The sequence below is a fragment of the Nocardioides sp. JCM 18999 genome, assembly GCF_055391175.1.
The window spans coordinates 2,340,155-2,364,656 of record NZ_AP043887.1; the positions used below are offsets into that span (position 1 = coordinate 2,340,155).

26 protein-coding genes are annotated in these 24,502 nt (G+C 69.2%); 8 read left to right on the plus strand and 18 right to left on the minus strand.

Going from position 1 to position 24,502, the window contains the following annotated elements:
- Entirely contained in the window at positions 1 to 432 is a 432-nt protein-coding gene (locus tag ACZ5J1_RS11475) for an SRPBCC family protein (protein WP_464558854.1), read from the minus strand.
- 94 nt (positions 433 to 526) lie between these two features.
- Between ACZ5J1_RS11475 and ACZ5J1_RS11480 the strand changes: the two genes are divergently transcribed.
- A complete protein-coding gene (locus ACZ5J1_RS11480; RefSeq protein WP_464558856.1) occupies positions 527 to 793 on the plus strand; it encodes a hypothetical protein in 267 nt (88 codons plus the stop codon).
- Positions 794 to 799: 6 nt separating this feature from the next.
- Here the strand turns inward: ACZ5J1_RS11480 and ACZ5J1_RS11485 are convergent, their stop codons facing one another.
- Both ACZ5J1_RS11485 and ACZ5J1_RS11490 read right to left on the minus strand, forming a co-directional pair.
- Positions 800 to 1,996, minus strand: coding sequence for a DUF4032 domain-containing protein (locus ACZ5J1_RS11485; RefSeq protein ID WP_464558858.1), 1,197 nt, complete (start codon positions 1,994 to 1,996; stop codon positions 800 to 802).
- Between the two features lie 10 nt (positions 1,997 to 2,006).
- The gene (locus ACZ5J1_RS11490) at positions 2,007 to 3,077 is read right to left on the minus strand and encodes an ABC transporter ATP-binding protein (protein WP_464558860.1); all 1,071 of its coding nucleotides are present in this window, start codon (positions 3,075 to 3,077) and stop codon (positions 2,007 to 2,009) included.
- Positions 3,078 to 3,346: 269 nt separating this feature from the next.
- Here ACZ5J1_RS11490 and ACZ5J1_RS11495 point away from each other — a divergent pair, with 269 nt between their 5' ends.
- The 3 genes from ACZ5J1_RS11495 (at position 3,347) to ACZ5J1_RS11505 (ending at position 6,606) form a co-directional block, all read left to right on the plus strand.
- Positions 3,347 to 4,669 carry an ABC transporter substrate-binding protein gene (locus ACZ5J1_RS11495; protein WP_464558862.1) on the plus strand — a complete coding sequence of 441 codons (1,323 nt, stop codon included), beginning with the start codon at positions 3,347 to 3,349 and terminating at the stop codon, positions 4,667 to 4,669.
- Between the two features lie 75 nt (positions 4,670 to 4,744).
- Complete coding sequence (locus ACZ5J1_RS11500; RefSeq protein ID WP_464558864.1) at positions 4,745 to 5,662, plus strand: carbohydrate ABC transporter permease; 918 nt, start codon at positions 4,745 to 4,747, stop codon at positions 5,660 to 5,662.
- Positions 5,659 to 6,606 carry a carbohydrate ABC transporter permease gene (locus ACZ5J1_RS11505; protein WP_464558866.1) on the plus strand — a complete coding sequence of 316 codons (948 nt, stop codon included), beginning with the start codon at positions 5,659 to 5,661 and terminating at the stop codon, positions 6,604 to 6,606. The genes ACZ5J1_RS11500 and ACZ5J1_RS11505 overlap by 4 nt, the downstream gene beginning before the upstream one ends.
- Positions 6,607 to 6,761: 155 nt before the next feature.
- On the opposite strand, the gene ACZ5J1_RS11510 is transcribed toward ACZ5J1_RS11505, so the two are convergent.
- The 8 genes from ACZ5J1_RS11510 to ACZ5J1_RS11545 all read right to left on the minus strand — a co-directional run bounded on the left by ACZ5J1_RS11510 (position 6,762) and on the right by ACZ5J1_RS11545 (position 15,048).
- On the minus strand, positions 6,762 to 6,950 hold the full coding sequence (locus ACZ5J1_RS11510; RefSeq protein ID WP_464558868.1) for a hypothetical protein: 189 nt from the start codon (positions 6,948 to 6,950) through the stop codon (positions 6,762 to 6,764).
- A 116-nt stretch (positions 6,951 to 7,066) separates the two neighbouring features.
- Positions 7,067 to 8,434, minus strand: a complete 1,368-nt coding sequence (locus ACZ5J1_RS11515) for a GH1 family beta-glucosidase (protein ID WP_464558870.1) — start codon at positions 8,432 to 8,434, stop codon at positions 7,067 to 7,069.
- A 93-nt stretch (positions 8,435 to 8,527) separates the two neighbouring features.
- A complete protein-coding gene (locus ACZ5J1_RS11520; protein ID WP_464558872.1) occupies positions 8,528 to 9,838 on the minus strand; it encodes a S1C family serine protease in 1,311 nt (436 codons plus the stop codon).
- Positions 9,839 to 9,933: 95 nt separating this feature from the next.
- Positions 9,934 to 12,897: a UPF0182 family membrane protein gene (locus tag ACZ5J1_RS11525; protein WP_464558874.1), complete on the minus strand. Its 2,964-nt coding sequence runs from the start codon at positions 12,895 to 12,897 to the stop codon at positions 9,934 to 9,936.
- Positions 12,894 to 13,367, minus strand: a complete 474-nt coding sequence (locus ACZ5J1_RS11530; protein WP_464558876.1) for a PPA1309 family protein — start codon at positions 13,365 to 13,367, stop codon at positions 12,894 to 12,896. The genes ACZ5J1_RS11525 and ACZ5J1_RS11530 overlap by 4 nt, the downstream gene beginning before the upstream one ends.
- Positions 13,367 to 14,440 (minus strand): YlbL family protein, encoded by a 1,074-nt coding sequence (locus ACZ5J1_RS11535; protein WP_464558878.1) that lies wholly within the window; start codon positions 14,438 to 14,440, stop codon positions 13,367 to 13,369. The genes ACZ5J1_RS11530 and ACZ5J1_RS11535 overlap by 1 nt, the downstream gene beginning before the upstream one ends.
- A 13-nt stretch (positions 14,441 to 14,453) precedes the next feature.
- Entirely contained in the window at positions 14,454 to 14,621 is a 168-nt protein-coding gene (locus ACZ5J1_RS11540; protein ID WP_464558880.1) for a hypothetical protein, read from the minus strand.
- Positions 14,622 to 14,625: 4 nt separating this feature from the next.
- A complete protein-coding gene (locus ACZ5J1_RS11545; protein WP_464558882.1) occupies positions 14,626 to 15,048 on the minus strand; it encodes a molybdenum cofactor biosynthesis protein MoaE in 423 nt (140 codons plus the stop codon).
- A gap of 24 nt (positions 15,049 to 15,072) precedes the next feature.
- Between ACZ5J1_RS11545 and ACZ5J1_RS11550 the strand changes: the two genes are divergently transcribed.
- Both ACZ5J1_RS11550 and ACZ5J1_RS11555 read left to right on the plus strand, forming a co-directional pair.
- The gene (locus ACZ5J1_RS11550; protein ID WP_464558884.1) at positions 15,073 to 16,329 is read left to right on the plus strand and encodes a zinc-dependent metalloprotease; all 1,257 of its coding nucleotides are present in this window, start codon (positions 15,073 to 15,075) and stop codon (positions 16,327 to 16,329) included.
- 4 nt (positions 16,330 to 16,333) lie between these two features.
- A complete protein-coding gene (locus ACZ5J1_RS11555) occupies positions 16,334 to 16,882 on the plus strand; it encodes an NUDIX hydrolase (RefSeq protein WP_464558885.1) in 549 nt (182 codons plus the stop codon).
- 4 nt (positions 16,883 to 16,886) lie between these two features.
- On the opposite strand, the gene ACZ5J1_RS11560 is transcribed toward ACZ5J1_RS11555, so the two are convergent.
- Both ACZ5J1_RS11560 and ACZ5J1_RS11565 read right to left on the minus strand, forming a co-directional pair.
- Positions 16,887 to 17,429 carry a M48 metallopeptidase family protein gene (locus ACZ5J1_RS11560; RefSeq protein ID WP_464558887.1) on the minus strand — a complete coding sequence of 181 codons (543 nt, stop codon included), beginning with the start codon at positions 17,427 to 17,429 and terminating at the stop codon, positions 16,887 to 16,889.
- Positions 17,430 to 17,439: 10 nt separating this feature from the next.
- Positions 17,440 to 18,486 (minus strand): PHP domain-containing protein, encoded by a 1,047-nt coding sequence (locus ACZ5J1_RS11565; RefSeq protein WP_464558889.1) that lies wholly within the window; start codon positions 18,484 to 18,486, stop codon positions 17,440 to 17,442.
- Between the two features lie 490 nt (positions 18,487 to 18,976).
- Here ACZ5J1_RS11565 and ACZ5J1_RS11570 point away from each other — a divergent pair, with 490 nt between their 5' ends.
- Positions 18,977 to 19,135 carry a DUF5679 domain-containing protein gene (locus ACZ5J1_RS11570; RefSeq protein ID WP_227782839.1) on the plus strand — a complete coding sequence of 53 codons (159 nt, stop codon included), beginning with the start codon at positions 18,977 to 18,979 and terminating at the stop codon, positions 19,133 to 19,135.
- Positions 19,136 to 19,205: 70 nt separating this feature from the next.
- On the opposite strand, the gene ACZ5J1_RS11575 is transcribed toward ACZ5J1_RS11570, so the two are convergent.
- The gene (locus tag ACZ5J1_RS11575; RefSeq protein ID WP_464558891.1) at positions 19,206 to 19,703 is read right to left on the minus strand and encodes a hypothetical protein; all 498 of its coding nucleotides are present in this window, start codon (positions 19,701 to 19,703) and stop codon (positions 19,206 to 19,208) included.
- A 77-nt stretch (positions 19,704 to 19,780) separates the two neighbouring features.
- On the opposite strand from ACZ5J1_RS11575, the gene ACZ5J1_RS11580 reads away from it, so the two are divergent.
- Positions 19,781 to 20,665, plus strand: coding sequence for a hypothetical protein (locus ACZ5J1_RS11580; protein ID WP_464558893.1), 885 nt, complete (start codon positions 19,781 to 19,783; stop codon positions 20,663 to 20,665).
- Here the strand turns inward: ACZ5J1_RS11580 and ACZ5J1_RS11585 are convergent, their stop codons facing one another.
- The 4 genes from ACZ5J1_RS11585 to ACZ5J1_RS11600 form a co-directional block, all read right to left on the minus strand.
- Positions 20,666 to 21,409 carry a VOC family protein gene (locus ACZ5J1_RS11585; protein ID WP_464558895.1) on the minus strand — a complete coding sequence of 248 codons (744 nt, stop codon included), beginning with the start codon at positions 21,407 to 21,409 and terminating at the stop codon, positions 20,666 to 20,668.
- 25 nt (positions 21,410 to 21,434) lie between these two features.
- On the minus strand, positions 21,435 to 21,599 hold the full coding sequence (locus ACZ5J1_RS11590) for a hypothetical protein (protein ID WP_464558897.1): 165 nt from the start codon (positions 21,597 to 21,599) through the stop codon (positions 21,435 to 21,437).
- Between the two features lie 50 nt (positions 21,600 to 21,649).
- Entirely contained in the window at positions 21,650 to 21,961 is a 312-nt protein-coding gene (locus ACZ5J1_RS11595; RefSeq protein WP_464558899.1) for a WhiB family transcriptional regulator, read from the minus strand.
- Between the two features lie 471 nt (positions 21,962 to 22,432).
- Positions 22,433 to 24,493, minus strand: coding sequence for an ATP-dependent helicase (locus tag ACZ5J1_RS11600; protein WP_464558901.1), 2,061 nt, complete (start codon positions 24,491 to 24,493; stop codon positions 22,433 to 22,435).
- Positions 24,494 to 24,502 lie beyond the last annotated feature (9 nt).

The window sequence follows — 24,502 nt, forward strand, 5'->3', positions numbered from 1 at the left end:
TCAGGGAAGCAGCCGCGCGATCCCCTTCGTGATCGACCGGGTCAACGCGAGGCCGATCAGCTGGGCCAGGCCGGGAACGGCGCCGTCGAAGGCGATCGTGTAGTCCAGGTCGGTGCCGCCGTCGGCGCGTGCGGTCAGGCGCTGCACGCCGTGGTGGTTCTTGATCGGCACCTTCCCCTCGGTGATCCGGTACTCGATCAGCGTCGGTGACTCGGAGACGGTCGTGGTCTCCACGAACGGCGCCATGCCCGGCCCGATCTTGAGGAACCGTGACGAGCCGACCCCGTTGCGCGAGGTCTCACCGTCACTGCGGCGCGTGATCGTGGCCCCGAAGATCGGCCCGAGGTTCTCGTGCTCGGACAGGGCGTCGAAGACCTCTTGCGGGGAGGAGGTGAAGGAGTGGGTGACGTGGACCCGGACGGGAGCGCTCATGGGGGCGACCTTAGAGGGACGGCGCCTTTCGCGGGGGGCATCTGCGGCGTACCGTCGAGAGTGAGCGCCACTCCGACGCCCGTGCCTGAAGGAGATGAGCACGATGGGCGACACCTCGATGTACGTCACCGGCGCGATCCTCGCCGTCTTCACCACCGTCGTCTTCATGGCGCTGTGGCTGATGGACGCGACGCGCGCCAACTCGATCGAGCACGATCGAAGCCGACTCGACACGACCGCCGACCCGACGATCCCCCTGCACTCGTACGCCGTCCCGCCGATGCCGACGGCCGAGCAGGACTTCGACGGTGGACTCGGCTGGTGGGGCCACCGGGTGGAGCGGCTGAGGCCACGCCGCTGACCGAGCTCAGGGCCGGAAGTCGAGCACCGTCTTCACGTAGTTCGCCACGGCCTCCTCGCGACCGACGTCGCCGCCGCGGAGCTCGCTCATGAACCACCGGTGCTGGCTGATCTCGAAGAAGAGCTCGGCATCGGGCATCCGACCGCGCAGGTCGTCGGGGACCAGCGCGAGCGTGCCGTAGTACTTGTCGTCGAGCCACTCCCGTGCGGCCTGGTCCTCGGGGATCGAGTGACCGACCCCCGCCTCCCACCGCGCCCGGAAGCGGGCCAGCTCGGCGAGGAGGGTGCGCGCCTGGTTCTCCTGGACGTCGAGTCCGGTGAGCTGGAAGAGCCGGCGGACGTGGTGGCCGGGCTCGAAGACCTGGGGCTGGTAGCGCAGCTGGCCACCGCCCTCGATCGGCGTGATCGCCATCTGCTCGACGTCGAAGCCGAGCTGGTTGAGCCTCCGCACCCGCTGATCGATCCGGAAGCTCTCGTCGCGGGCGATCACCTCGGGGCTGGTGATCTCCCACCACAGCCGCTCGTACGTCGGCTTGACCTGCTCCGCGATCGCGATCGGGTCGAGCTCGCTGGTGGTGACACCGCTGGCCTGGACGTCGAAGAGCTCTCCGAGGATGTTGACGGTGGCAACCTCGAGGTCCCACTCGCGTTGCCCGACGGTCAGCTGGTCGTGCATCTCCCCGGTCTCGGCGTCGACCAGGTAGGCCGAGAGCGCTCCGGCGTCGCGGCGGAACAGGGTGTTCGACAGCGAGCAGTCGCCCCAGTAGAAGCCGGCCAGGTGCAGCCGGACGAAGAGCACCGCCAGCGCATCGATCAGCCGGTCCCGCACCTGGAGCCCACGAGGTTCGAGGAAGAGGGTGCGGAAGGGCACCGAGTAGGCGAGGTGCCGAGTGATCAGCAGCCCACCCATCGGGTGCCCCTCCGCGTCGCAGCGGCCGGTGACGGTGCCGAAGGCCTCCACCGCCGGCACGCCGCGACTCTCCAGTCCTTTGAGCAACGCGAACTCGCCGAGCACGAACCGGTCCGTCGCCTCCTTGATGGCGAAGGTCTGGCCGTTGCCGCGCACGAAGCGGACGACGTGCCGCGAGATTCCTCGCGGCAGGTCGACCAGCAGCTGCTCGTCCCACTCCTCGAGCGGTTGCTCGAAGGGCAGGCTGAGCAGGTCCGTGGCTACCCCTGCGAAGGTCAGGGTGTAGTCGCCCACGGGATCACCCTCAGTTCAGTCGATCACCGGTGGCGGCGTCGAACAGGTGGAGGTGGGTCGGGTCGACGGCCACGGTGAGCGTCTGGCCCTTCTGGATCCGGTCGCGAGCACCGACGCGGACGACGATGTTCCGTTCCTCGCCGTTGACCACCGCGGTGCCGTAGACGAAGCCGTCCGAGCCGAGCTCCTCGACCACGACGACGTCGACCTGCAGGCCGCCCTCGCCCTCGGGGACGACCTTGAGCGCCTCAGGACGGATGCCGACGGTGACCTCACCCTCGATGCCCTCGGGCACGGGCAGCGTGTAGGCGCCGATCGAGACCAATCCGGCCGCCGCCGTGCCGCCCGGGATCAGGTTCATCTGCGGGGACCCGATGAAGCCGGCGACGAAGACGTTGGCCGGCCGGTCGTACAGGTTCAGCGGGGTGTCGACCTGCTGGAGCTGGCCGGCGTTCATCACCGCGACGCGGTCACCCATCGTCATCGCCTCGACCTGGTCGTGGGTGACGTAGACGGTGGTGACGCCGAGGTCGCGCTGCAGCTTCGCGATGTCGGTGCGGGTCTGGACACGCATCTTGGCGTCCAGGTTCGACAGCGGCTCGTCCATCAGGAAGACCTGCGGCGCACGCACGATGGCGCGACCCATGGCGACCCGCTGGCGCTGACCGCCCGAGAGCGCCTTCGGCTTGCGATCCAGGTACTCGGTGAGACCGAGGATCTCGGCCGCCTCCTTGACCCGCTTGTCCTGCTCGGCCTTGGGCATCTTGGCCATCTTGAGCGCGAAGGCCATGTTCTCGGCCACGCTCATGTGCGGGTACAGCGCGTAGTTCTGGAAGACCATCGCGATGTCGCGGTCCTTGGGCGGGACGTGGCTGACGTTGCGGTCCCCGATGTGGATCTCGCCCGAGGTGACCTCTTCGAGGCCGGCGAGCATGCGCAGGGTGGTCGACTTGCCGCAACCCGAGGGGCCGACGAGGACCATGAACTCCCCGTCCTTGATCTCCAGGTTGAGGTCGGAGACGGAGGGCTTCTCGGCGCCGGCGTACCAGCACTCGACGTTGTTGAAACTGATGGTGGCCATGCTCTGTGTGCTCCTTCACCGGCAGGTACGTGCCGGACGATCCGTAGTGAAGAGATGTTGGTGTAGCGCAAGACATTGTGCCCTAGATCACGGTCCGAGAAACATTCGGCTCCAACGATGGACATCTCCCCTGAAACCCGCCTAATGTGACGCCCGTCACCGTTTGTGTTCACACAATAACGACAAAGTCCTTCATTTCGACGAGGAGCAAGAGAGAAATGACCAACTCATACAGGATTCGCCGGGGCGTTGCTCTCGGTGCCGCCGTCGTGAGCTCTGCGCTCGTCCTCGCTGCCTGTGGCAGCGACGACGACAGCAGTGCCGGCGGTAAGTCCCCCGGCGAGGGCAAGGCCGGCTGCGAGCAGCTGACCGAGTACGGCGACCTCACCGGCAAGACCGTTCACGTCTACACGGGCATCGTCGCCCCTGAGGACACCGCCCAGAAGGACTCCTACAAGCTCTTCACCGAGTGCACCGGCGCGAAGGTGAACTACGAGGGCTCGAAGGACTTCGAGGCACAGATCGTCGTCCGCGCGCGCGGTGGCAATGCCCCCGACATCGCCTACGTCCCGCAGCCGGGTCTGCTCAACACGCTGGTCCAGACCGGCGCCGTCGTCGAGGGCCCGAAGTCCGTGTCCGACAACGTCGACAAGTGGTGGGGCGAGGACTGGAAGAGCTACGGCTCCGTCGACGGCAAGTTCTACGCCGCCCCGCTCGGTGCCAACGTGAAGTCCTTCGTCTGGTACTCCCCCAAGGAGTTCGCGGCCAAGGGCTGGAAGGTCCCGACCACGTGGGACGAGCTGATGAAGCTCTCCGACACCATCGCAGCCTCGGGCACCAAGCCGTGGTGTGCCGGTGCCGAGTCCGGTGAAGCGACCGGTTGGCCGCTGACCGACTGGCTCGAGGAGCTCGTCCTCCGCACCGCGGGCGCCGACACCTACGACCAGTGGATCAAGCACGAGATCCCGTTCAACGACCCGAAGATCGCCACGGCGCTCGACGCGGTCGGTGACATCCTCAAGAACGAGAAGTTCGTCAACGCCGGTATCGGCGACGTGAAGTCGATCGCCACCACCGCGTTCCAGGAGGGTGGCATCCCGATCACGGAGGGCAAGTGCGCCATGCACGCCCAGGCCTCCTTCTACGCGGCCAACTGGCCGGAGGGCACCGACGTCTCGGAGAACGGTGACATCTTCGCCTTCTACGAGCCGACCGTCGACGCCAGCCAGGGCAAGCCGGTCGAGGGTGGTGGCGAGTTCGTCGCCGCGTTCAACGACGACCCGGCCACGGTCGCCTTCCAGACCTACCTCTCGAGCGACGTCTGGGCCAACGAGAAGGCCAAGTCCACCCCCAACGGTGGATGGGTCAGCGCGAACAAGGGTCTCGACCCCAACAACCTGACCAGCCCGGTCGACAAGCTGTCGTACCAGATCCTCTCCGACCCCGACGCGGTCTTCCGGTTCGACGCTTCGGACCTGATGCCGGCCGAGGTGGGCTCTGGTTCCTTCTGGAAGCAGATGGTCAACTGGATCACGGGTCAGGACACCAAGAAGACCCTGGACGAGATCGAAGCGTCCTGGCCGTCGTCCTGACGATCCGACACACTAAGGAATAGAGAACTGTGAACGCCGGGAGGTCGTATGTCCACGGGTGAGAAGCTTTTTCAGATGCTGCTGGTCATCGCCATCTTCTTTGCGGTGATGGCCCTCATCCTGGCCGCGACCTCCCGGCTTCGCAGTCGCACGGGAGAGATCGTCCAGTCGGCAGCCTTCGTGCTGCCGGCGGTCATCCTGATCGGCGTCGGGTTGCTCTACCCGGCGATCAACTCGATCTACCTGTCGTTCAAGGACAAGTACAGCAACAAGTTCGTCGGGATCGACAACTACAAGACGATCTTCACCGACGAGGAGCTGCTCCGCGTCCTGGCCAACACCGCGGTCTGGGTGATCGTCACCCCGATCGTCGCCACCGCGATCGGCCTGGTCTACGCCGTGCTGGTCGACCGCGCGAAGTTCGAGAAGACGGCCAAGGCGCTGATCTTCCTGCCGATGGCGATCTCGCTCGTCGGCGCCTCACTGATCTGGAAGTTCGTCTACGACGACCGGATCGGCATCCTGAACGCCACCACCGACGCGCTCGGCCTCGGTCGTCACCACTGGCTGATCAACGACCCGTCGAACACGTTCTTCCTGATCGTCATCCTGATCTGGGTCCAGTGCGGTTTCGCCATGACGGTGCTGGCAGCCTCGATCAAGGCGATCCCCGACGACATCGTCGAGGCCGCCCGCCTCGACGGCGTCAGCGGTTGGAAGATGTTCCGCTTCATCACCGTGCCGAGCATCCGCCCCACCCTGGTCGTGGTGATGACGACCATCACGATCACGACGCTCAAGGCGTTCGACATCGTCCGCCAGACCACCGGCGGCAACTACAAGACCAGCGTGCTCTCCTACGAGTACTACCGGCAGAGCTTCCAGTCGGCGAACTGGGGCCTGGGTTCGGCCCTCGCCGTGCTGATCTTCATGCTGGTGCTGCCGGTCGTGATCTACAACATCCGTCAGATGCGTCAGTTGGAGACCCGATGAGCACCGCGACCCTGCCCCCGCCGCTGCCGGACCTCCCCGACCCCGAGGTCGACCCGACCAAGCCGGCCCCGACCGCGGCGGCCAGCGCGAAGAAGGCGCTGACGAGTCCGTGGGCCTCCCTGGCCGCCGTCGTGATCGGCGTGCTCTGGACCGTCCCCACCGCGGGTCTGCTGATCTCCTCGTTCCGCCCCGAGGACGAGGTGAAGACCACCGGGTGGTGGACGTTCTTCACCAACCCGACGGTGACGCTGGACAACTACAAGGAAGTCCTCGGCGGCGGCGGCGAGCAGAGCCTGATCCCGTTCGTGATCAACTCGATCGCGATCACCATCCCCGCCGTGGTCATCCCGATCTTCCTGGCCACGATGGCGGCCTACGCGTTCGCCTGGATGAACTTCAAGGGCCGCAACATCCTCTTCATCGCGATCTTCGCGCTCCAGATCGTGCCGATCCAGGTCACGCTGGTGCCGCTGCTGACGCTCTACGGCAAGCTCGGCCTGCAGGGCCAGGACGCCCCGGCCGGCGGGTTCTACTCGCTGTGGCTCTCGCACACCATGTTCGCGCTGCCGCTGGCGATCTTCCTGCTGCACAACTTCATGCGCGAGATCCCGGGCGAGCTGATCGAGTCCGCGCGGATCGACGGGGCGACCCACCCGCAGATCTTCCTCCGGCTGATCCTGCCGCTGATGATGCCGGCGATCGCGGCCTTCGCCATCCTGCAGTTCCTGTGGGTGTGGAACGACCTGCTCGTCGCCCTCGTCTTCGGTGGCTTCGAGATCTACCCGGTCAACGCCCAGCTGGCCGCCCTGGCCGGCACCCGCGGCTCCGAGTGGCAGCTGCTGGCCTCGGGAGCGTTCGTGTCGCTTGTCATCCCGCTGATCGTGTTCCTGAGCCTGCAGCGGTTCTTCGTCCGCGGCCTGCTCGCCGGCTCCGTGAAGGGCTGAGCGACACCCCTCAAGCACAACGAGAGGGCCCCCGGTGTGATCGCGGCGGGGTCCCTCTCGTTGGTATTTCCGTACTGTTCCTGACCGTTCCTGCAGCAGCTGGGCGCAACACGCGGATCACGTCGGCGTGTCGGTCCGGATCGGCGCAGGAACGGTCACGAGGCAGCGCGCGAGAGGCGCTCCTCGCGAAGGAGCCTGGCCCCGATGAGTATCGCCACGACACCGATCACCAGCTGGAGGTACCGAGCGCCCGGCGGTTCGGGGTAGGCCGGTGTGACCGGATCCCACGTGTCCGTCCAGAGCAGGAACAGCGCCATCAGCGCGGTGGCGGCGCCGACCGCCACCAGCAGCCAGCCCGTGAAGGCGCGCTTCGCGACCGAGAAGGCGATGATCAGGAGGCCCAGGATCCCGATCCCCAGCGGAATGAAGCCGGGCTGCCAGGTGCAGTGTTCATCCGGGGTCAGCCGTTGAGCTTCTCCTGCAGCCAGCGGAACGACGCCTTGGGGGTGCGGTCCTTGGTCTCGGGGTCGATGTGCACGATGCCGAAGTACTTCGTGTAGCCCTCGGCCCACTCGAAGTTGTCCAGCAGCGTCCACACGATGTAGCCGCGGATGTCAGCACCGGCGGCCTTGGCGCGCTCGGTGGCGTTGATGTGGCCCTCGAGGTAGGCGCGACGGTCCTCGTCCTGCACGACCCCGTCGACGACGTTCTCGTCGGCATAGGCGGCGCCGTTCTCGGTGACCACCAGGGGCAGACCCGTGCGCTCGTACGTCGACACCAGCAGCTCCTCGAGACCGAGCGGCTCCACCTCCCAGCCGATGTGGGTGCGCGGGTCCCGGACCACGAAGGTCACCGGGGTCGCGCCCGGGTAGGCGTCGGTCTCGGGGTGGCGCTCCTCGCCGTCGGGCGTGGGCTCGACCGGGCCGGGACGGACCGGGGTGTAGTAGTTGATCCCCATCCAGTCCGCCGAGCCCTTGATCAGGTCCAGGTCGCCGGGACGGACCAGCTCGGGGTCGGCGAGCTCAGGGGCGACCTTGAGCAGGCCCTCGTCGTAGGCTCCGTCGACCAGCGGGTCGAGCCAGACCCGGTTGCGGATCGCGTCGATGCCGTCGGCGGCCTCGAGCAGCTCCGGGGTGTCGTTCTCGGGCCAGATCGGCGCCAGGTTGAGCACGATCCCGACGTCGGTGCAGCCCGCCTCGTGGAGGCGCTGTGCGGCCAGGCCGTGGCCGAGCATCAGGTGGTGGGCGGCGCGGTGCGCCTCTCCCCCGGCCCTGAGCCCGGGCGCGTGCACGCCGGCGGCGTAGCCGAGGTAGGCCGCACACCACGGCTCGTTGTGCGTGGCCCAGACCTTGACCCGGTCACCGAGCCGGTCGTGCACGACCATCGCGTAGTCGGCGAACGCCTCCGCGGTGTCGCGGTTCAACCAGCCGCCCCGGTCCTCCAGGGCCTGCGGGAGATCCCAGTGGTAGAAGGTCCCCGTCGGGGTGATGCCCGCCGCGATCAGGTCGTCGACGAGCTTGTCGTAGTAGTCGAGCCCGCGGGTCTCCACCGCGCCGACGCCGGCGGGGATGATCCGCGGCCAGGCGATCGAGAACCGGTAGTAGCCCACCCCGAGCTCGCGCAGGAGCGCGATGTCCTCGCCGTAGCGGTAGTAGGAGTCCGGCGCGTAGGTGCCGTCCTTGCCGTCCCGGGTGGCGCCGGGCTTGGCCGAGAAGGTGTCCCAGATCGACACCCCGCGACCGTCGACGTCGGTCGCTCCCTCGATCTGGTACGACGCCGTCGCGGCACCGAAGAACAGGCTGGAACCGTCGGGCAGGAAGCTCGTCATGACGACAGCCTAGCGACCGCTGTGACCGCCATCACAAACGGGTTGGATCGTTCCCGTGAACGATCCAACCCGTGCGTGGTGGGGCGTGTCCGATCAGGCGATCGGACCGGTTCCCAGCGTGACCGTGGCCCGCTTGGTGGCGCCGCTCTCGGTGGTCCAGGTGATGACCGCCTTGTCACCGGGAGCGGTGTCGGCGATCAGGCTGCGCAGCTCGGTCGCGGAGCTCACGCCGGTGCCGTTGACCGAGGTGATCGTGTCCCCGGCGACGATGCCGGCCTCGGCCGCCGCCTCGCCCTGGACGACCTCGCCGACGTGCGCGCCGGAGCCCGACGCGGCGGTGTCCAGGCCGACCCCGAGGTAGCCGGAGTAGCCGTAGCTGAGGTCGCTGGACTGCACCCCGTTGAGGATGTCGCTGGCGATCGACTCGACCGAGTCGATCGGGATCGCGTAGCCGACCACCGCGGTGCCACCGCTGCTGGCCGCGACGTTCATCCCGACGACGTCGCCGTCGGAGTCGAGCACGGCGCCGCCGGAGTCACCGGGAACGACGTAGGCCGCCATCTCGATCAGGTTCGTGAGGCGGCTCGACCCGCCGCTCTCGTCGGAGACCGTGATGGACTGGTCGAGCGCCGAGACGGTGCCCGGGGCCGCGGTGAGCGATCCTCCGTCGCCACCGGCGTCGCCGACGGAGGTGATCTCGTCGCCGACCTTCGCGGCGTCGGAGGACAGGTCCACGGGGCTCAGCCCACTGGCGTTCTGCAGCCGCAGCACCGCGACGTCGGTGGTGGAGTCGCCGCCGACGTACGTCGCCTTGTAGCTCTTGCCGGTGCTGACGTCGGTCACCTTGACCGCCGTCGCGCCGGCGACGACGTGGTGGTTGGTGACCACGATGCCGCCCGAGGTCAGGATCATCCCGGTCCCGGCCGCGGTGCCGTTGCTCAGCGTCGAGGTGATCTCGACCAGACCCTCGGACTGCGACGAGGTGGCGTCGCTGGTCGAGTCCTGGGTGGCGCCGTCGACGCCCGAGCCGCCCTCGAGCTGGCCGAACGGGTTGAACCCGCCGAAGCCCTCGAGTCCGCTGAACGGGTCCTGGCTGCCGCCCTGGTCCTGCGACTGACCCTGTGACTGGTCCGGCGACTGGCCCTGGGACTGGTCGGGGAAGGTGAAGCTCTCCCCGGTCGGCGCGACCGAGGAGGCCGAGTCGACCGAGTTCTGACCGGCGACGAACGCGGCGGCACCGACGCCGGCGACCCCGCAACCGACCAGGAAGGCCGTGACGGCGACGACAGCGAGACGAGCACGGGCCGGCTTGCGGCGGGGGGCGGGCGCGGGGGTGTACGCCTGCGGGGCAGGGGTCCACGCCGGGGGTTCTGGCGTGGGGATCGGGGTGGTGTCGTCGTTCATACCCGTCATCCTGCGCCCCGTTCCTGGGGAGATCCCGCCAGGTTCCCTGAGAGAACTCCGAAAGTCTGCGCGACGTTCGGAGCCCCCGCAGGGCCCTACTGGAGCTTGGCGAGTGCCGCGTTGACCTTCGCCTCGGCCTGCTTGAGCAGGTTCTCCCGCTCGGCGTAGTCCCCGTCCCGGCCGGCCTGGTCGGCCTGGACGAACAGGTCCTGCGCCTCGGCCAGCAGGCTCTCCGCCGACGAGGTCACGCCCGGCGTGGAGCTGGGTTTCGCCGTCGGGGACGTCGTCGGACTCGAGCTCGGCGACGTCGTCGGCGGACTGGTCGGCGTGCCACCCGTCCCGGGCGTGGTCGGCGTCTTCGACAAGGCCAGGGTCAGCGCCTCCGACAGCGTGGAGCCGTAGCCCACGACGCCGTTGTAGGAGACCAGCACCTCGACGAGCTGCGGGTAGGACGCGCCGGCCTGCTTGGCGTAGACGGGCATCAGGTAGAGCAGCCCGTTCTCACTGGTCGGGATCGTGAGCAGTGATCCGTAGCCCAGGCTGGCGTCCTTGTAGGGCAGGAGCTCCTGCGCGACCCCGGCGTCGTTCCGCATCGACGCCGAGACCTGCCCCGGACCCTGGGTCTGGTCGCCGGGTCGCTCGAGCACCGTGATCCGGCCGTAGTTCTCGGGGTCCTCGGCGTCGGAGTTGACCGTCATGATCGCGGCCAGGGTGTCCCGACCGTTCGGCACGAAGGTCGCCGACAACGCCCAGACCTCGGAGTTGGGCTTGCTGGTCTTGGTCTCCGCCGAGTCCATGAACATCCGGTACGGCGCCTGCAGCGTGGTGCTGGTGTTGCGGTTCGGGTCGGTCGTCACCTGCCACCAGTCGGACTTCTGCAGGAAGACCTCGGCGTCGGTGACGTGGTACTTGGCGAGCTGGTAGCGCTGCACCTTGAACAGGTCCTCGGGGTAGCGCAGGTGCGGCAGCAGCCACGGCGGGATCGTGCTCTTCGGCTGGACCGTGCCGGGGAAGACCTTCGACCAGGTCTTGAGGATCGGGTCGGACTCGTCCCAGGCGTAGAGCGTGACGGTGCCGTCGTAGGCGTCGACGGTCGCCTTGACCGCGTTGCGCATGTAGTTGATCTCGTCGGTGGGGACGGTGCGCACGCCGGTCTGGGTCTGCCGCTGCGCGACGGTGTCGTCGGTCATCGTCTGGTAGGACTCGCTCTGCGAACCCGGGTACCGGTCGGTCGTCGTGTAGCCGTCGAGGACCCACGTGATCCGCCCGTTGGCGACCACCGGGTAGGCGTCGTCATCGAGCGTCAGCCACGGGGCGACCTTCTGCACGCGCTGCTTGGGGGTGCGGTCGTAGAGCACCTTCGACTTGTCGTTGACGCGTTCGGAGAGCAGGAAGTTCGCGGAGTTGAACTTGATCGCGTAGAGCAGCTGCTTCCAGGTCGAGCCGATCGCGACGCCTCCGACGCCGTCGTACGTCGTCGTGGTGTCCTCGGTCGTGCTGGACTCGGAGCTCGAGCCCGTGGTCAGGTCGAGCTCGACCGGCGCCGCGCCCTCGGGCCGCCCGACGATCGAGTAGTCCGTCGACTGCTCCCCGAAGTAGACCCGCTGCTCGAACTTGCCCGGCCCCGCGGTGACGAGGTCGTTCTGGCTCGCCTGGCTGCCCTGCGCCCACTGGATCTGCTCGGACTCGGCGAGGTTGCTCAGCGAACGCTGGTTGGCGTAGGCCGCGATCACGCCGGAGCCGTGGGTGTAGACCGTGTGCAGGTTGGTCCAGTTCTGGTTGACGTCGGCGGCGTCCGTGTCCGGGGAGAGCTCGCGCACGCCGAGGACGAGGGCCCGGTCCTGGCCGTCGAGCTCGTAGCGGTCGACGTCGAGCACCTCCGGCACCGTGTAGTAGGAGCGGGACTGCTGCTGCGACTCGAAGAGCTCGTGCGCCAGCAGCGGGTCGACGATCGGGGCGGAGCCGACGTCGGAGTTGAGATCCTCCTCGTCGGCGGCCTTGGCGGTCGCCTGCTTGTTATAGTCCTCGACCTTCACGTTCGCGTCGTCGATGGCGTACGCCGCTCTGGTCTGGGCGATGTTGGTGGCCTGGTAGGGGTTCTCCTTGTCGGCCTTCGACGGGTTGACCGTGACGGTCTGCACGATCGCCGGCCAGATCAGGCCGAGCAGGATGGCCGATGCGGCCATCAGGGCCACACCCATCCCGGGCAGCAGCCAGGTGCGGCGCCAGATGTTGATCAGGAACAGCACCGCGCAGATGATCGCGATCCCGGCGAGAGCCGACTTGGCCGGCAGCACCGCGTTGTCGTCGGTGTAGCCGATGCCGGTGAAGAGCGGCGACTGGGAGTTCGTCAGGTCGTAGCGGTCGAGCCAGTAGTCGACCCCCTTGGCCAGCACGAAGATCGCCAGCAGCGCCGAGAACTGCACCTGCGCCGCGCTGGAGAGACGGTCCCCGGGCGACTGCAGCCGGATGCCGCCGTACAGGTAGTGCGTCAGGACGCTGCCGAGCAGGCAGACCACCGAGACGGCCATCACGAACGAGACCACCATGTGCAGCCAGGGCAGGTCGAAGACGTAGAACCCGACGTCCTTGTGGAAGTACGGGTCCTTGGTGCCGAACGGGGTGCCGTGCCACCACATCTCCACCGTCCGCCACCGGGTGGCGGCCGAGACACCGGCGAAGACGCCGGCCAGCGCCGAGACGCCGATCCAGAGCCAGGTGCGGATCGGGTTGACCGCGTCGCGGTAGCGCTCCAGACCGGCCTCGATCTGGACCGGGTGCAGGAACGGCCGGGACCGGTAGGCCAGCCAGAGGGTCAGGGCGAGCGCGCCGGCCATGAACCCGCCGAAGGCGAGGAACAGCGCGATCTTGACCCAGAAGATCGTGGAGAAGACCTTCCCGTAGCCCAGCGAGTCGAACCAGAGGTGGTCGGTCCAGACGCCGGCGAAGGTGGTCAGGGTGAAGAAGAGCAGGATGACGGAGGCGACCGCCCAGATCACGATCCGGGCCCGACGCGAGACCCCGGGCGGGTTGCCGGACTCCTCGAAGAGTTCGCTCACTGGTCCTCCTCCGTGTCACCGTCGAGGACGGCGCGCAGCATGTCGATCAGCTCCGGAACCAGGTCCTCGCTGCTGGCCACCGCCTCGGGGGCGTCGTGGGTGCGCGAGCGCATCGCGCAGTAGGACGCACCGCTGCGGGTGACGCCGACGACGACGCGGGCCTGCTCGTTCTCGCCCTCGGGGCGCTCCACGACGACGGCGACCCCGCTGACCGAGGCGCCGAACCCGATCGTGGGCAGGACCTCCTCCAGCGGAGCGGAGAACTGGTCCTGCTCGATCGGCGTCAGGGTGCCGTCCGCGCTGGCGTCACCGGCGAGGCCGAGCAGCGAGGCCAGGGTGGGCTCGCTGGCGATGAAGGCGGCGGTGTCGACCAGGGCGTAGAGCGTGGCGGGCTGGTCCCAGCCGGTGTCGGCCGCGTGGGCCTCCAGCTCCAGGACGACGGCGGCCAGGGCGGGATCGGTCTCGAACATCAGGAGGCAGCCTTGCAGGTCGGGAGGGTCGCGTCGTGGTTCTTGACCCAGGTCTGGATGGATTCGCGGGCCTCGTGCATGGTCGTGACCTTGACCAGCCGGATGTTCCCGCGGCGCGCGTCGATGGCACCGACGGCCTCACCGCAGTTGTCGGAGGGCACCAGGAACAGCTTCGCGCCGTCGCGGGTGGCGCCGGCGATCTTCTGCTGGATGCCCCCGATCGCCCCGACCGAGCCGTCCGGGAGGATCTCGCCGGTGCCGGCGATCGCCTGGCCGTCGGTGAGCGAGCCCGGGGTGAGGGTGTCGTAGATCGACAGGCTGAAGATCAGGCCGGCGCTGGGGCCACCGATCGCCGGGTCGATGTTGATCGTGACGTCGATCGGCAGGTCGTAGCCGGTCGAGACCGAGGCGCCGATCTTCGGCACGCCGTCGACCTCGACCGGGGTGAGCTTCTCGGTGACCTGCTTGCCGTCGCGCTTGACCACGAAGGTGAGGCTCTCCCCCGGCGGCGTCGCCTTGATGATCTTCACCCCTTGGTCGGCCGAGGTGACCGCGGTGTCGTCGATCGAGACCACGATGTCGCCGGCCTCGAGAACGCCGTCGGCGGGCTGGCCCTCGACGGTGTCGGAGATGACCATCACCTCCGGGACGTCCACGCCGGTCTCGCGCAGTGCCACCGCGGTGGCGACGTCCTGCGAGGAGGCCATCTGGGCGGCACCCTCGGCGCGGGAGTCGTCGTTGGTCTCGTCGGTGGAGTAGATCGAGTCGAACGGGTAGACGGCGTCCTTGCGGTCGAGCCAGGCGGCCATCAGGCCGGGCAGCCGGACCTTGGTCTCCGGGGAGGTGACCGAGACCGTGACCATCCGCATCTCGCCGTCGTCGGGGTAGCTGGGCGCACCCTCGACCTGCACGATCTCCTTGCCGTCGCTCTCCCCGAGCACGTCGACCGTCACACCCGGTCGGTAGACGACGTACGGGAGCGGAAGCAGGAAGCACAGCCCCAGCAGCACCGCGGCGATGCCGGCCGCGATGAGCCCGGCCAGGGTGCGCTGGGACATGCGGCCGGTCGACATGGCCCCAAGACTGTCAGAAGCGTTCAACCCCGCGGGTGAGCGCCTCCCCCATCTGGCGGGCCGCCTCCTCACGGGTCCACTGCTCGTCCGGACGCTCCCGCGGTTCGCGGCGCAGACCCACGACGATCGCGACCACCGTCGTCACGAGGACGGCGGGCAACAGCCAGAGCAGGATCTCCACGCCTCTACGGTAGGCCGACCCACTCGTCGGAGCCGTCGACGAAACGCTGGTGCTTCCAGATCGGGACCCGCGCCTTGAGCGTGTCGATCAGCGCCCGGGTCGCGTCGAACGTGTCGCCGCGGTGCGCCGAGGCGGTGCCGACGACGACGGCGATGTCCCCGATCTCCAGGTCCCCGAGACGGTGTACGGCGGCCACGGCCGTCACCTCGTGCTCCCGTGCCACCTCGGCGGCCACGGCCTGCAGTTCGGCCAGGGCGGACGGGTGGGCCTCGTAGTGCAGCCCGGTGACGCCACGCCCGTGATCGTGGTTGCGCACCCGCCCGATGAAGAGGGTGACGCCACCGGAGGTCGCCTCCTCCAACGCGGCCTCGACGACTGCGGGGTCGAGGGGGTCGGTGGAGAGCGCCACGAGCCGGAGCGGGTTCACCACCGAGAGAATAGTCTTGCGCTCATGGCCGAGAACCCGAACCCCTTCGGCGGGGACCTGCCCTTCGACCTCAACGCGCTCTTCGCGCAGGTCCAGTCGATGATGCAGAACTACGAGGGACCGATCAACTGGCCGGCCGCGCTCGACCTGGCCCGCAAGGTCGCAGCCCAGACCCCGGACCCCACCCCGAGCGCCGGTCAGACCTCGGCCGTGGCCGACGCGTTGCGGCTCGCCGACCTGTGGATCGACGGAACCACCTCGTTCCCGTCGGGCGTGCACACCACCGCCGCCTGGTCGAAGGCCGAGTGGCTGGTCAACACCTCCGAGGGCTGGCACACGATGATCACCCCGGTGGCCGCCTCCAGCGTGGACACGGTCGGCAAGCAGATGCCCGAGGAGCTCAAGGCGATGGCGGGCCCGATGGCCGGCTTCCTGGGCAAGGCGATCGGCGCGATGCTGGCCCAGCAGGCCGGGCAGGGCCTCGGCACGTTGGCCGGCGAGGTGCTGGCCGGCTCGGAGATCGGGATCCCGATCTCCGAGCCCGGACGTGCCGGGATCCTCGTCCAGAACGTGAAGACGTTCGCCGACGGGCTCGAGGGCGCCAGCGAGGCCGACGTGCTGCTCTACGTCGCGCTGCGCGAGGCCGCCCACCAGCGGCTCTTCGCCGGAGTGCCGTGGCTGCGCGAGCACGTGGTCGCCGCGGTCACCGCCTACGCCCAGGGCGTCGAGGTCAACCTCGGCGCGATCCAGTCCCAGGTGGAGGAGAAGCTCTCGGGGATGAACCCGATGGATCCCTCCTCCCTGCAGGAGCTGATGGGTGACCCCAGCCTGTTCGCGATCGAGCCCTCGGCGGCCCAGAAGGACGCCCAGGAGCGGCTCGAGATCGTGCTCGCCCTGGTCGAGGGCTGGGTCGACGAGATCGTCACCGAGGCGACGAAGGAGCGGATGCCGGCCGCGTTGCCGTTGGCCGAGGCGTTCCGTCGCCGTCGTGCCGTCGGCGGACCGGCGGAGCAGACCTTCGCCACCCTGGTCGGCCTGGAGCTGCGTCCGCGGCGGCTCCGTGACGCGGCGGCGCTGTGGGGCTCCCTGCGTGCCCGCCAGGGTGCCGAGGCGCGCGACGGCGTCTGGATGTCCCCCGCACTGCTGCCGACGTCGTCCGACCTCGACGACCCGTTGGGCTTCCGCGAGGGCGCCGAGTCGCTCGAGCTCAGCGACGCCGAGTTCGATGCCGGCCTGGCTGCGCTGCTCGACCAGGACGCCGGCCCCGACGGCGACGCCTGACCCGATGACGCTGCACCACGAGGCCCAGGAGACGCTCTCCTCCTGGGTGGCCCCCACGCCCGCCCAGGAGGCCCTGCGCCTGCGTTACCTCGAGCTGCTCGCGGCCCGCGAGGACGCGGCGGAGCGGACCTGCGCTCCCGACCACCTCACCTGCGGCGCCCTGGTCGTCGACCACCGCGCCGAGCGGGTGCTGATGAACCTGCACGGCAAGGCGGGGATCTGGGTCGCCTTCGGCGGGCACTGCGAGCCCGAGGACGGCTCCCTGGTCGGCTCCGCCACCCGGGAGCTCGTCGAGGAGTCCGGGCTGACGTTGGCCGACCTGGAGATCGACCCGGTGATCGCCCAGCTCGACGTGCACCCGGTCGACTTCTGCAAGCCGCACGGCCAGGTGAACCACCTCGACGTCCGCTTCGTCGCGCGGGCGGCCGAGGGCGCCGTACCGCTGATCAGCGACGAGTCGATCGACATCCGCTGGTTCGACGTCGACCAGGTGCCGACCACCGAGCAGTCGATGCTCGACCTGATCGCGATCGCGCGCGAACGCTTCGCCTGAGGCGTCAGTCGAGGTCGGCGCCCGGAGGGGCGTCGATCTTCGAGGCGGCCGACCAGCCGGACAAGTAGCCCTTGGCCCGTTCGGACTGCGGGAACCGGTCCACCCATCCCCAGAAGCGTTCGTTGTGGTTGGGCTCGATCAGGTGGGCCAGCTCGTGCACCAGGACGTAGTCGATCACCCACGACGGCATCGGCTGCAGGCGGGCGCTGAGCCGGATCGAGCGGTCCCCCGGCGTGCAGCTGCCCCACCGGGTCTGCTGGTTCTCCACCCATCGGACCGACTCGGGGGTGACGATCCCGCCGAAGTAGGTGTCGCTCAGCGCGACCGCCCGCTTGAGCAGCTCCCCGTCGGTGGGCTTGCGCTTGCGCTCCGACCTCGCCAGCCGCGCCACCATCTGCTCGACCCAGTCGGCCTCTTCCTTCTTGGTGAGCCGGTCGGGGATCAGCACGATGATCGTGTCGCCGTCACGGTAGGCGGAGACGGTCCGGCGCCGACGCTTGCTGCGTCGCACCTCCACCGTCGGCGTCGCCGCCCCTTGACCTGGCATGTTCGCCAACCTATCCGTTGGCCCAGGCCAGCAGGCGCTCTCGCGGCCAGGTGTTGACGATCCGTTCGGGGTCCAGGCCGAGCAGCTCGGCCCGCTCGCAGCCGTGGATCTGCAGGTCGAGCTGTCCCGGCGCGTGCGCGTCGGAATCGATCGAGAACAGGCAGCCCATCTCGATCGCGAGCTCCAGCAGCGCGGTCGGCGGGTCGCGGCGCTCGGGCCGAGCGTTGATCTCGACCGCGACGCCCTGGGCCGCGCAGGCCTCGAAGACCGCCCGGGCGTCGAACTGCGACTGGTCCCGCCTGCCCCGGTTGCCTCCGATCAGCCTCCCGGTGCAGTGCCCCAGCACGTTGGTGAAGGGGTTCTCGACCGCGGTGATCATCCGTCGTGTCATCGCGACCGGGTCCATCGCGAGCTTGCTGTGCACGCTCGCCACCCGGACGTCGAGCTGGGCGAGCATCTCCTCGCTCTGGTCCAGGCCACCGGTATCGAGGATGTCCACCTCGATCCCCTTCAGCAGCCGAAACCCGGGTTCTGAGGAGTCGAGTAGCGAGTTCTGGTGGTTGATCTCGTCGATCACGGCCAGCTGCTCGGTCAGTCGCTTGGCCGAGAGCCCGTTGGCGACCCGCAGCCGGGGGCTGTGGTCGGTCAGCACCAGGTACTCGTGCCCGAGCTCGGCGGCGGTGCGAGCCATCTCGGCGATCGGCGACCCGCCGTCGCTCCAGTCGCTGTGGCTGTGCAGGTCCCCGCGGAGCGCCTCACGGACCGTCATCCCGGCGGCGGTGAGCGGGGCGCCGTGCTCCGCCTCGGCGGTGGCGAGGCGGTCCGGGACCTCTCCCGCGGCGGCCTGGGTGATCACCGCGGCGGTCGTGGCTCCGATCCCGGCGACCTCGCGCAGGGTGCCGGCGGCGATGCGCTGGTCCAGCTCGCCGGGCTCCATCGCCTCGATCGCGGCCACCGCGGTGCGGTAGGCCTTGACCTTGTAGGTGTCCTCGCGGGCCCGTTCGAGCAGAAATGCGATCCGACGCAAGGCCGACACGGGGTTCAAGCCAGATTGCATGCCCACAATTTTTCCTCCACACGACTCAGAACCGCCACCCACGACATCGTCGCAGGTCAGCGGCGTGATTCACGGGAGAAGAGGCCGATGCCAGGCCCACTTCTCCCCCGGTTATCCCCCGGTTGTCGACAGCCTTTCCGGCGTTTCGCACAGGATGTCCACAGATGTGTCCACAGGACTAGGGATGCATCCGTTGACTCAGGTAAACCAGCCCTTCTAGGTTTCTTCCTCAGATGAGACCCCCGGCGCCGCCGGACGTCCTGAGCAAGGGGAAGGCCCAGGACGATCCAGGACACCGGGGGTCTCGCTTCATCTCGGCCCAGCACCGAGCGCGACACGCGGAAACACGCGGGGCGCCCTGAGCGTGCGTCACGCGTGAGCGTGCCGTAGGGTCGAGTCGGTCTTGCGGCACCGTGCCGCTGGACTCCGACGGGCTTCCCCATCTCAACCCCGTCGCGATGACCAACGAGATAGACAATGGGAGGCCATCATGGCGGAGACCTGGAGCGGCGAGTTCTACTGCGTGAAGTGCAAGGAGAAGCGCGAGGCCACCGGCGAGATCAAGGTGAACGACAAGGGCACCAAGATGGCCAAGGCTGTCTGCCCCGTCTGCAGCACCAACCTCAACCGGATCCTCGGCAAGGCCTGAGCTCGTCCAGCTGACGTGAACGGCGGCATCCCCTCGGGGGTGCCGCCGTTCGGCATTTCAACCGCAGGTGTCAGGCCAGCTGCCGGACTCGTGATCGGTCCAGCAGGTAAGGGCCGGCGATGACGAATCCCGCCACCGCACCGACGACGCCCGCGAGCACCTGCTGCCACATGGCCAGGTCGACGTGCTGACCAGGGGTGACGAGGACCAGGTCCAGGACGTGAAGACCGACGTAGGAACCAATGGCGATCCATCCGGTGAGGTAGAACACGCGCCGCCACCTCCCGTCGCGCACCTCCTCGCTGGTGTCGCTCAGCTCGACCTCGGCCGGGTCGTCATCGTCCTGCCTCCAGACCACCGCGGCGACCGCGGCTCCGACGCCCCCTCCCACGAGGACGAAGACCACCATCTCGAGCACCACCGACCACGACGGACGCAGTCCGACCCCGGAGACCTCGCCGATCATCCTCGCCGCGGTCGCGACCACCGATACGCCCATCGCGGCGAAGGCCATGGCGCCGACGATGTCGTTCAGCGTGATGGCCCTGCCCCGGGCCGGCGTCGTCATGGACCGGAACACTAGCGGCGCTCCCCCCTGTGGAGAGTGCGCTCCCCGGATCGGCGCGGCGTGCGACGCTCGAGCGCATGACCCGGACCCGTCCTCCCGTGCTCGCGTCCCGGCCCGTGCTGCGGCCGGGACAGGTGCCGGTGCCGCGCGGGGACGGGCGGCTCCAGGTGGGCGGCGATCAGCTGCCGAGCGCACTCCTGCCCGACGACCCCGACGTACGCCGCCTGCTCGACGACCTCACCGACCCGACCCGCCCCTGGCGGAGTCCGACGACACCGCGGGCCATCCGCGCCCTGGACGACCTGCTGGAGCACGGGCTGGTCGTGGCGGCCCCGATGCACGAGGTCGAGCGCCGACTCGCGGGTCAGCACGGGACCAGCTGGCCGACCCGCGTCGCGGCCCGCTCGGGAGCCACCGTCGCGCTCGCCGGACCGAGCACCGTGACCGGCCCGCTGCGGAGCCTGCTCGCCGAGGAGGGGGTCGGCACCGAGCCGGTCGATCCCGAGCACCTGCACGAGGTCTCCCCCGACCAGCTGATCGTGATCACCGGCGAGACCTCGCTGCGTCGCGACCTGCTCGACGCGCTCCCCGGCCCCCACCTGGCGGTGACCGCCGCCCCGCAGGGATGGCAGGTCGGCCCGCTCGTCGTCCCGGGCAGCACCGCGTGCCTACGCTGCATCGACGCGGCCCGCAGCGCGAGCGACCCTCGCCTGCCGTGGGTGATGGATCAATGGGCCCGGCGATCGCGGCCGGGGACGGCACCGCTGTCGCCCACGCTGCAGCAGCTGGCGCTGGCGGTCGTGGCACGCGAGGTGGTCGCGTGGATCGACGGGGACACGCCAGCGACCTGGTCCGCGACCGTGCACGTCCCCGCGGTCGGGATCCCGGTGCGGACCGACTGGCTCCGCCATCCCGACTGCAGCTGCGTGTGGGACCTGGTCCTCACCGAGGAGCGCGCGTAGTCAGACGTCGACGGGCAACAGCCCGGTCGCCGGGTCGCGCTGGGTGACGCAGGCGATCAGCCCGCCCGGGGTCTCGAGCACCGTCCAGCGTGGCCCTTCGCCGATCACCCTGGCGCCCAGGTCGACCCACCGCCGGGTCTCGGCGACGCGGTCGGTGGCCGACGCGTCGAGGTGGGCGGTCGTCCCGCCCTCGTCGCGGCGTTGCAGCAGCACGCGCAGCGGGAACTCGGTGGGGGTCCACAGCCGCGCCCAGCGCTCGTCGTGCTCGAGCCGCCATCCGGTCAGCTCACCCCAGAAGCCGACCTCGACGTCCCACGCGTCGTGGGCCAGGTCCAGGCAGACCTGGTCGACCCGTGAGCGCCCGCTGGGCCACTCGGCGGGCGGTGCCGGCTCCGGAGTGTCGCCGTCGGTCGGGAGGAGGCAGAAGGGCACGCCACCGGGAGATTCGAGGACGACGTACGACGGCCGGGTGAGCACCTGCGCACCGAGCTCCTTCGCGCGGTCGACGAAGGCGCCGAGCTCGTCGCGCGGCACGTCGAGGTCGAGGTGGACGCGCGGGTCACCATCGATCAAACGCTGCAGCCACAGGTGGGGAGCCCCCACCTGTGGCTGCAGGATCGAGTAGTTCGGATCGTTGCCGGGCGGAAGGATCGGTCGATGACCGGTCACAGCGCCCCAGAACGCCTTGCCGATGCCGAAGGTCTCATCGGGAAGGTCGATCGTGGCGGTCAGCCAGGTGATCATGCTGGCACGCTAGTCGACATGCGGGTCAGAGGGCTCGAGCGAGCGCGAGTCGCGCCTGCTGAGCCGCCTTCTCCGCCTTGCGGCTGAGGCGTCGAGCCCGGGCGATCTCATAGCTTCGCCGGATCTCTTGCGCCTCTTCGAGCCTGGCCGCGCAGTGGACGCGCGCCCAGTCCTCGTGGAAGGACTCCATCTCAGGTCTCCTGTTTCGAATGGTGTTCAGTCTTGGTCGGATTCGTCGGCTCATGCAGCGGCGTCCTTGCGGGGCCGGCCACGCGGCCTTTTACGGGGGATCACAACCCCCTGGAGGAAGAGCTCGCCGCCCCACACGCCCCACGGCTCGCGGCGATCGAGTGCCCCGTCGAGGCACATCGCGCGGACTGGGCATGCGACGCAGAGGGCTTTGGCCATCTCCACGTCGTGCGGCGACTCGGCGAACCACAGCTCCGGGTTGTTGGCCCGGCACGGCAGTGCTTCGCCGATGACACTGCTCGCCGGGTGGGCGAGCCCAGCCTCGAGCACCAGGTCAGTGCGGTCGAGAACGCTGGTCGTCATGACGTTCCACCTCCTCCTTCTTCTACTTCGTTTCGTGTCTTCATTGCGGTGGTCTGTGTGGTGAGTGATCTGCGGGGAAAGAAAAAGGCCGCGGATCCCGGTGTCGGGTTCCGCGGCCTGGAGGGCTGCTGATCGTCGTCTAGACGGTCGGCGGGCTCCAGGCGGGAGAACCCAGACGGGTCGTGAGCGTCCAGTGGCCGCGGGTGGCGATCGTGGAAATAGACGTCACGGAGACAGCGTTGTACGCCGGCTTCAGATCCATGGCGCACGTAAACGTGTACTTCTTCTCCATCGGGGCCACCTCCTTCGGCGGAATCACAGCGCGAGATCTTCTCGTGCTTTTACGGGATGTTCAGACCTTAGGGCGGCCACTCACAGCCGCGCAAATCATTTATCGACCAATTCCGAAATGAATTTCTGCCACGGCGGAATGGGTGGGGATTCGGCTGGGAACAACGTCCCGAGAGGGTCCTAGGAAGCGCCGGCGTGCTCGCGGATCAGGTCGAGGATCGCCTCGCCGTAGGCGTCGAGCTTGCTCTTGCCGACCCCGTGCAGCCGGAGGAGCTCGCGCTCCGAGCCGGGCACCGCCTCGGCGATCGCTTCCAGGGTGGCGTCGGTGAAGACGACGAAGGCGGGCTTGCTGATCTCGTCGGCCGTGGCCTTGCGCCAGGCCCGCAGCGCCTCGAAGAGCGCCTCGTCGTACGGCGCCGGGCAGTCCTCGTGACGTCGGCGGGCCTTCTCGCTCGCCGTGGCCAGCGGGCGTCCGCAGCCCTGGCACATCCGCGCACCCCGGCTGCCGCTCTGGCTCGGCCGCGGCTGGGCGTCGGCCGGCAGCAGCGGGTCGAGGAACCGGGACGGCTTGCGGCTTGCCCGTCCCCCGGGCTGGCGGGCGAGTGCCCACGACAGCGCCAGGTCCCGCCGGGCGCGGGTGATCCCGACGTAGAGCAGTCGGCGCTCCTCCTCCAGAGCCGTCGGGGACTCGAGTGCGTAGGAGAACGGCAGCGTGCCGTCCTGGAGACCGACCAGGAAGACCGAGTCCCACTCCAGCCCCTTGGCGGCGTGGAAGGTGGCCAGCGTGACCGAGTCGGCCACCGGGGCGTGCTGGTCGGCGGCGCGACGGTCGAGATCGTCGACGAAGTCGCCGAGGTCGGCCTGATCCCCCGCGGCCTGGGCGAACGCGACCGCCTGGTCGATCAGGGCCTGCCAGGACTCCCACCGGTCGCGGACCTGCCCGCGGGCGTTGGGTGGCTGCTGGGTCCACCCCATCGCCGCGAGGGTGGCGTGCACGGTCTCGACCATCGGCTCGGCGCCACGCTCGGCCGACCGGGCCGAGCCGCGCAGACGGGTGACGGCCTCGCGGACCTCGGGCCGGTCGAAGAATCGTCCGGCCCCGCGGACCGTGTAGGGCACGCCGGCCGCAGCCAGGGCCTCCTCGTAGGCCTCGGACTGGGCGTTGATCCGGAACAGCACAGCGATCTCGGAGAAGGGCCGCCCCTCCGCACGCAGGGCCTTGATCTGGGCCGCGACGGCGGAGGCCTCCGCGACCTCGTCAGGGCGGCCGACGTACCGGATCGCGGGACCGGCCGGACGCTGGGCCCTCAGCTCGACCCCGGCCGACGGCGTGCCGCTGAGCAGGGTGTTGGCGGCGGTGACGATCTCGGGGGTGGAGCGGTAGTTGCGGACCAGGTCGATGGAGACGCAGCCCTCGTGCCGACGGGCGAAGGTGCGCAGGTAGTCGGCATCGGCGCCGGCGAACGAGTAGATGGTCTGGGCCGGATCGCCGACGACACAGATCTCGTTGCGCCCGCCCAGCCACAGGTCGAGCAGGGCCGACTGCAGCGGCGAGACGTCCTGGAACTCGTCGACGACGAACCACTTGTACTGCCGGCGGACCTGGGCGGCGACCCGCTCGTCCTCGGCCAGCATGCCGGCGGTGAGCAGGAGGACGTCCTCCATGTCCATCCGGGCCTGGCCGCGCTTGATCTCCTCGTAGCTGCCGAAGACCCGCGCGACGGTGCCGGCATCGAAGCCGTCGACGGAGCGGCCCCGTCCGGGCGCGGTCTGGGCGTAGCGGTCGGGATGGACGTTGCTGACCTTGGACCACTCGATCTCGGAGGCGAGATCGCGCAGGGCGGCCTGATCGACGGAGAGCCGGTGCTGCCGCGCGGCCTGGGCCACCATCGGGAGCTTCGACTCGGTCAGGGTCGGCACCTCGGTGCCGTAGACGTGCGGCCAGAAGTAGCGCAGCTGGCGCAGGGCGGCCGAGTGGAAGGTGCGTGCCTGGACCGCCCCGGCCCCCATCCCCCGCAGGCGTTGCCGCATCTCGCCGGCTGCGCGGGTGGTGAAGGTGACCGCCAGGATCTCGCTCGGGGCGTAGACCCCGGTGGCGACGCCGTAGGCGATCCGGTGGGTGATCGCGCGGGTCTTGCCCGTCCCTGCTCCGGCCAGCACCCGGACCGGGCCGCGCAGCGTCTCCGCGACCCGCCGCTGCTCCGGGTCGAGAGCGTCGAGCAGGGCGTCGGGATCGGGCATGGCCGAAAC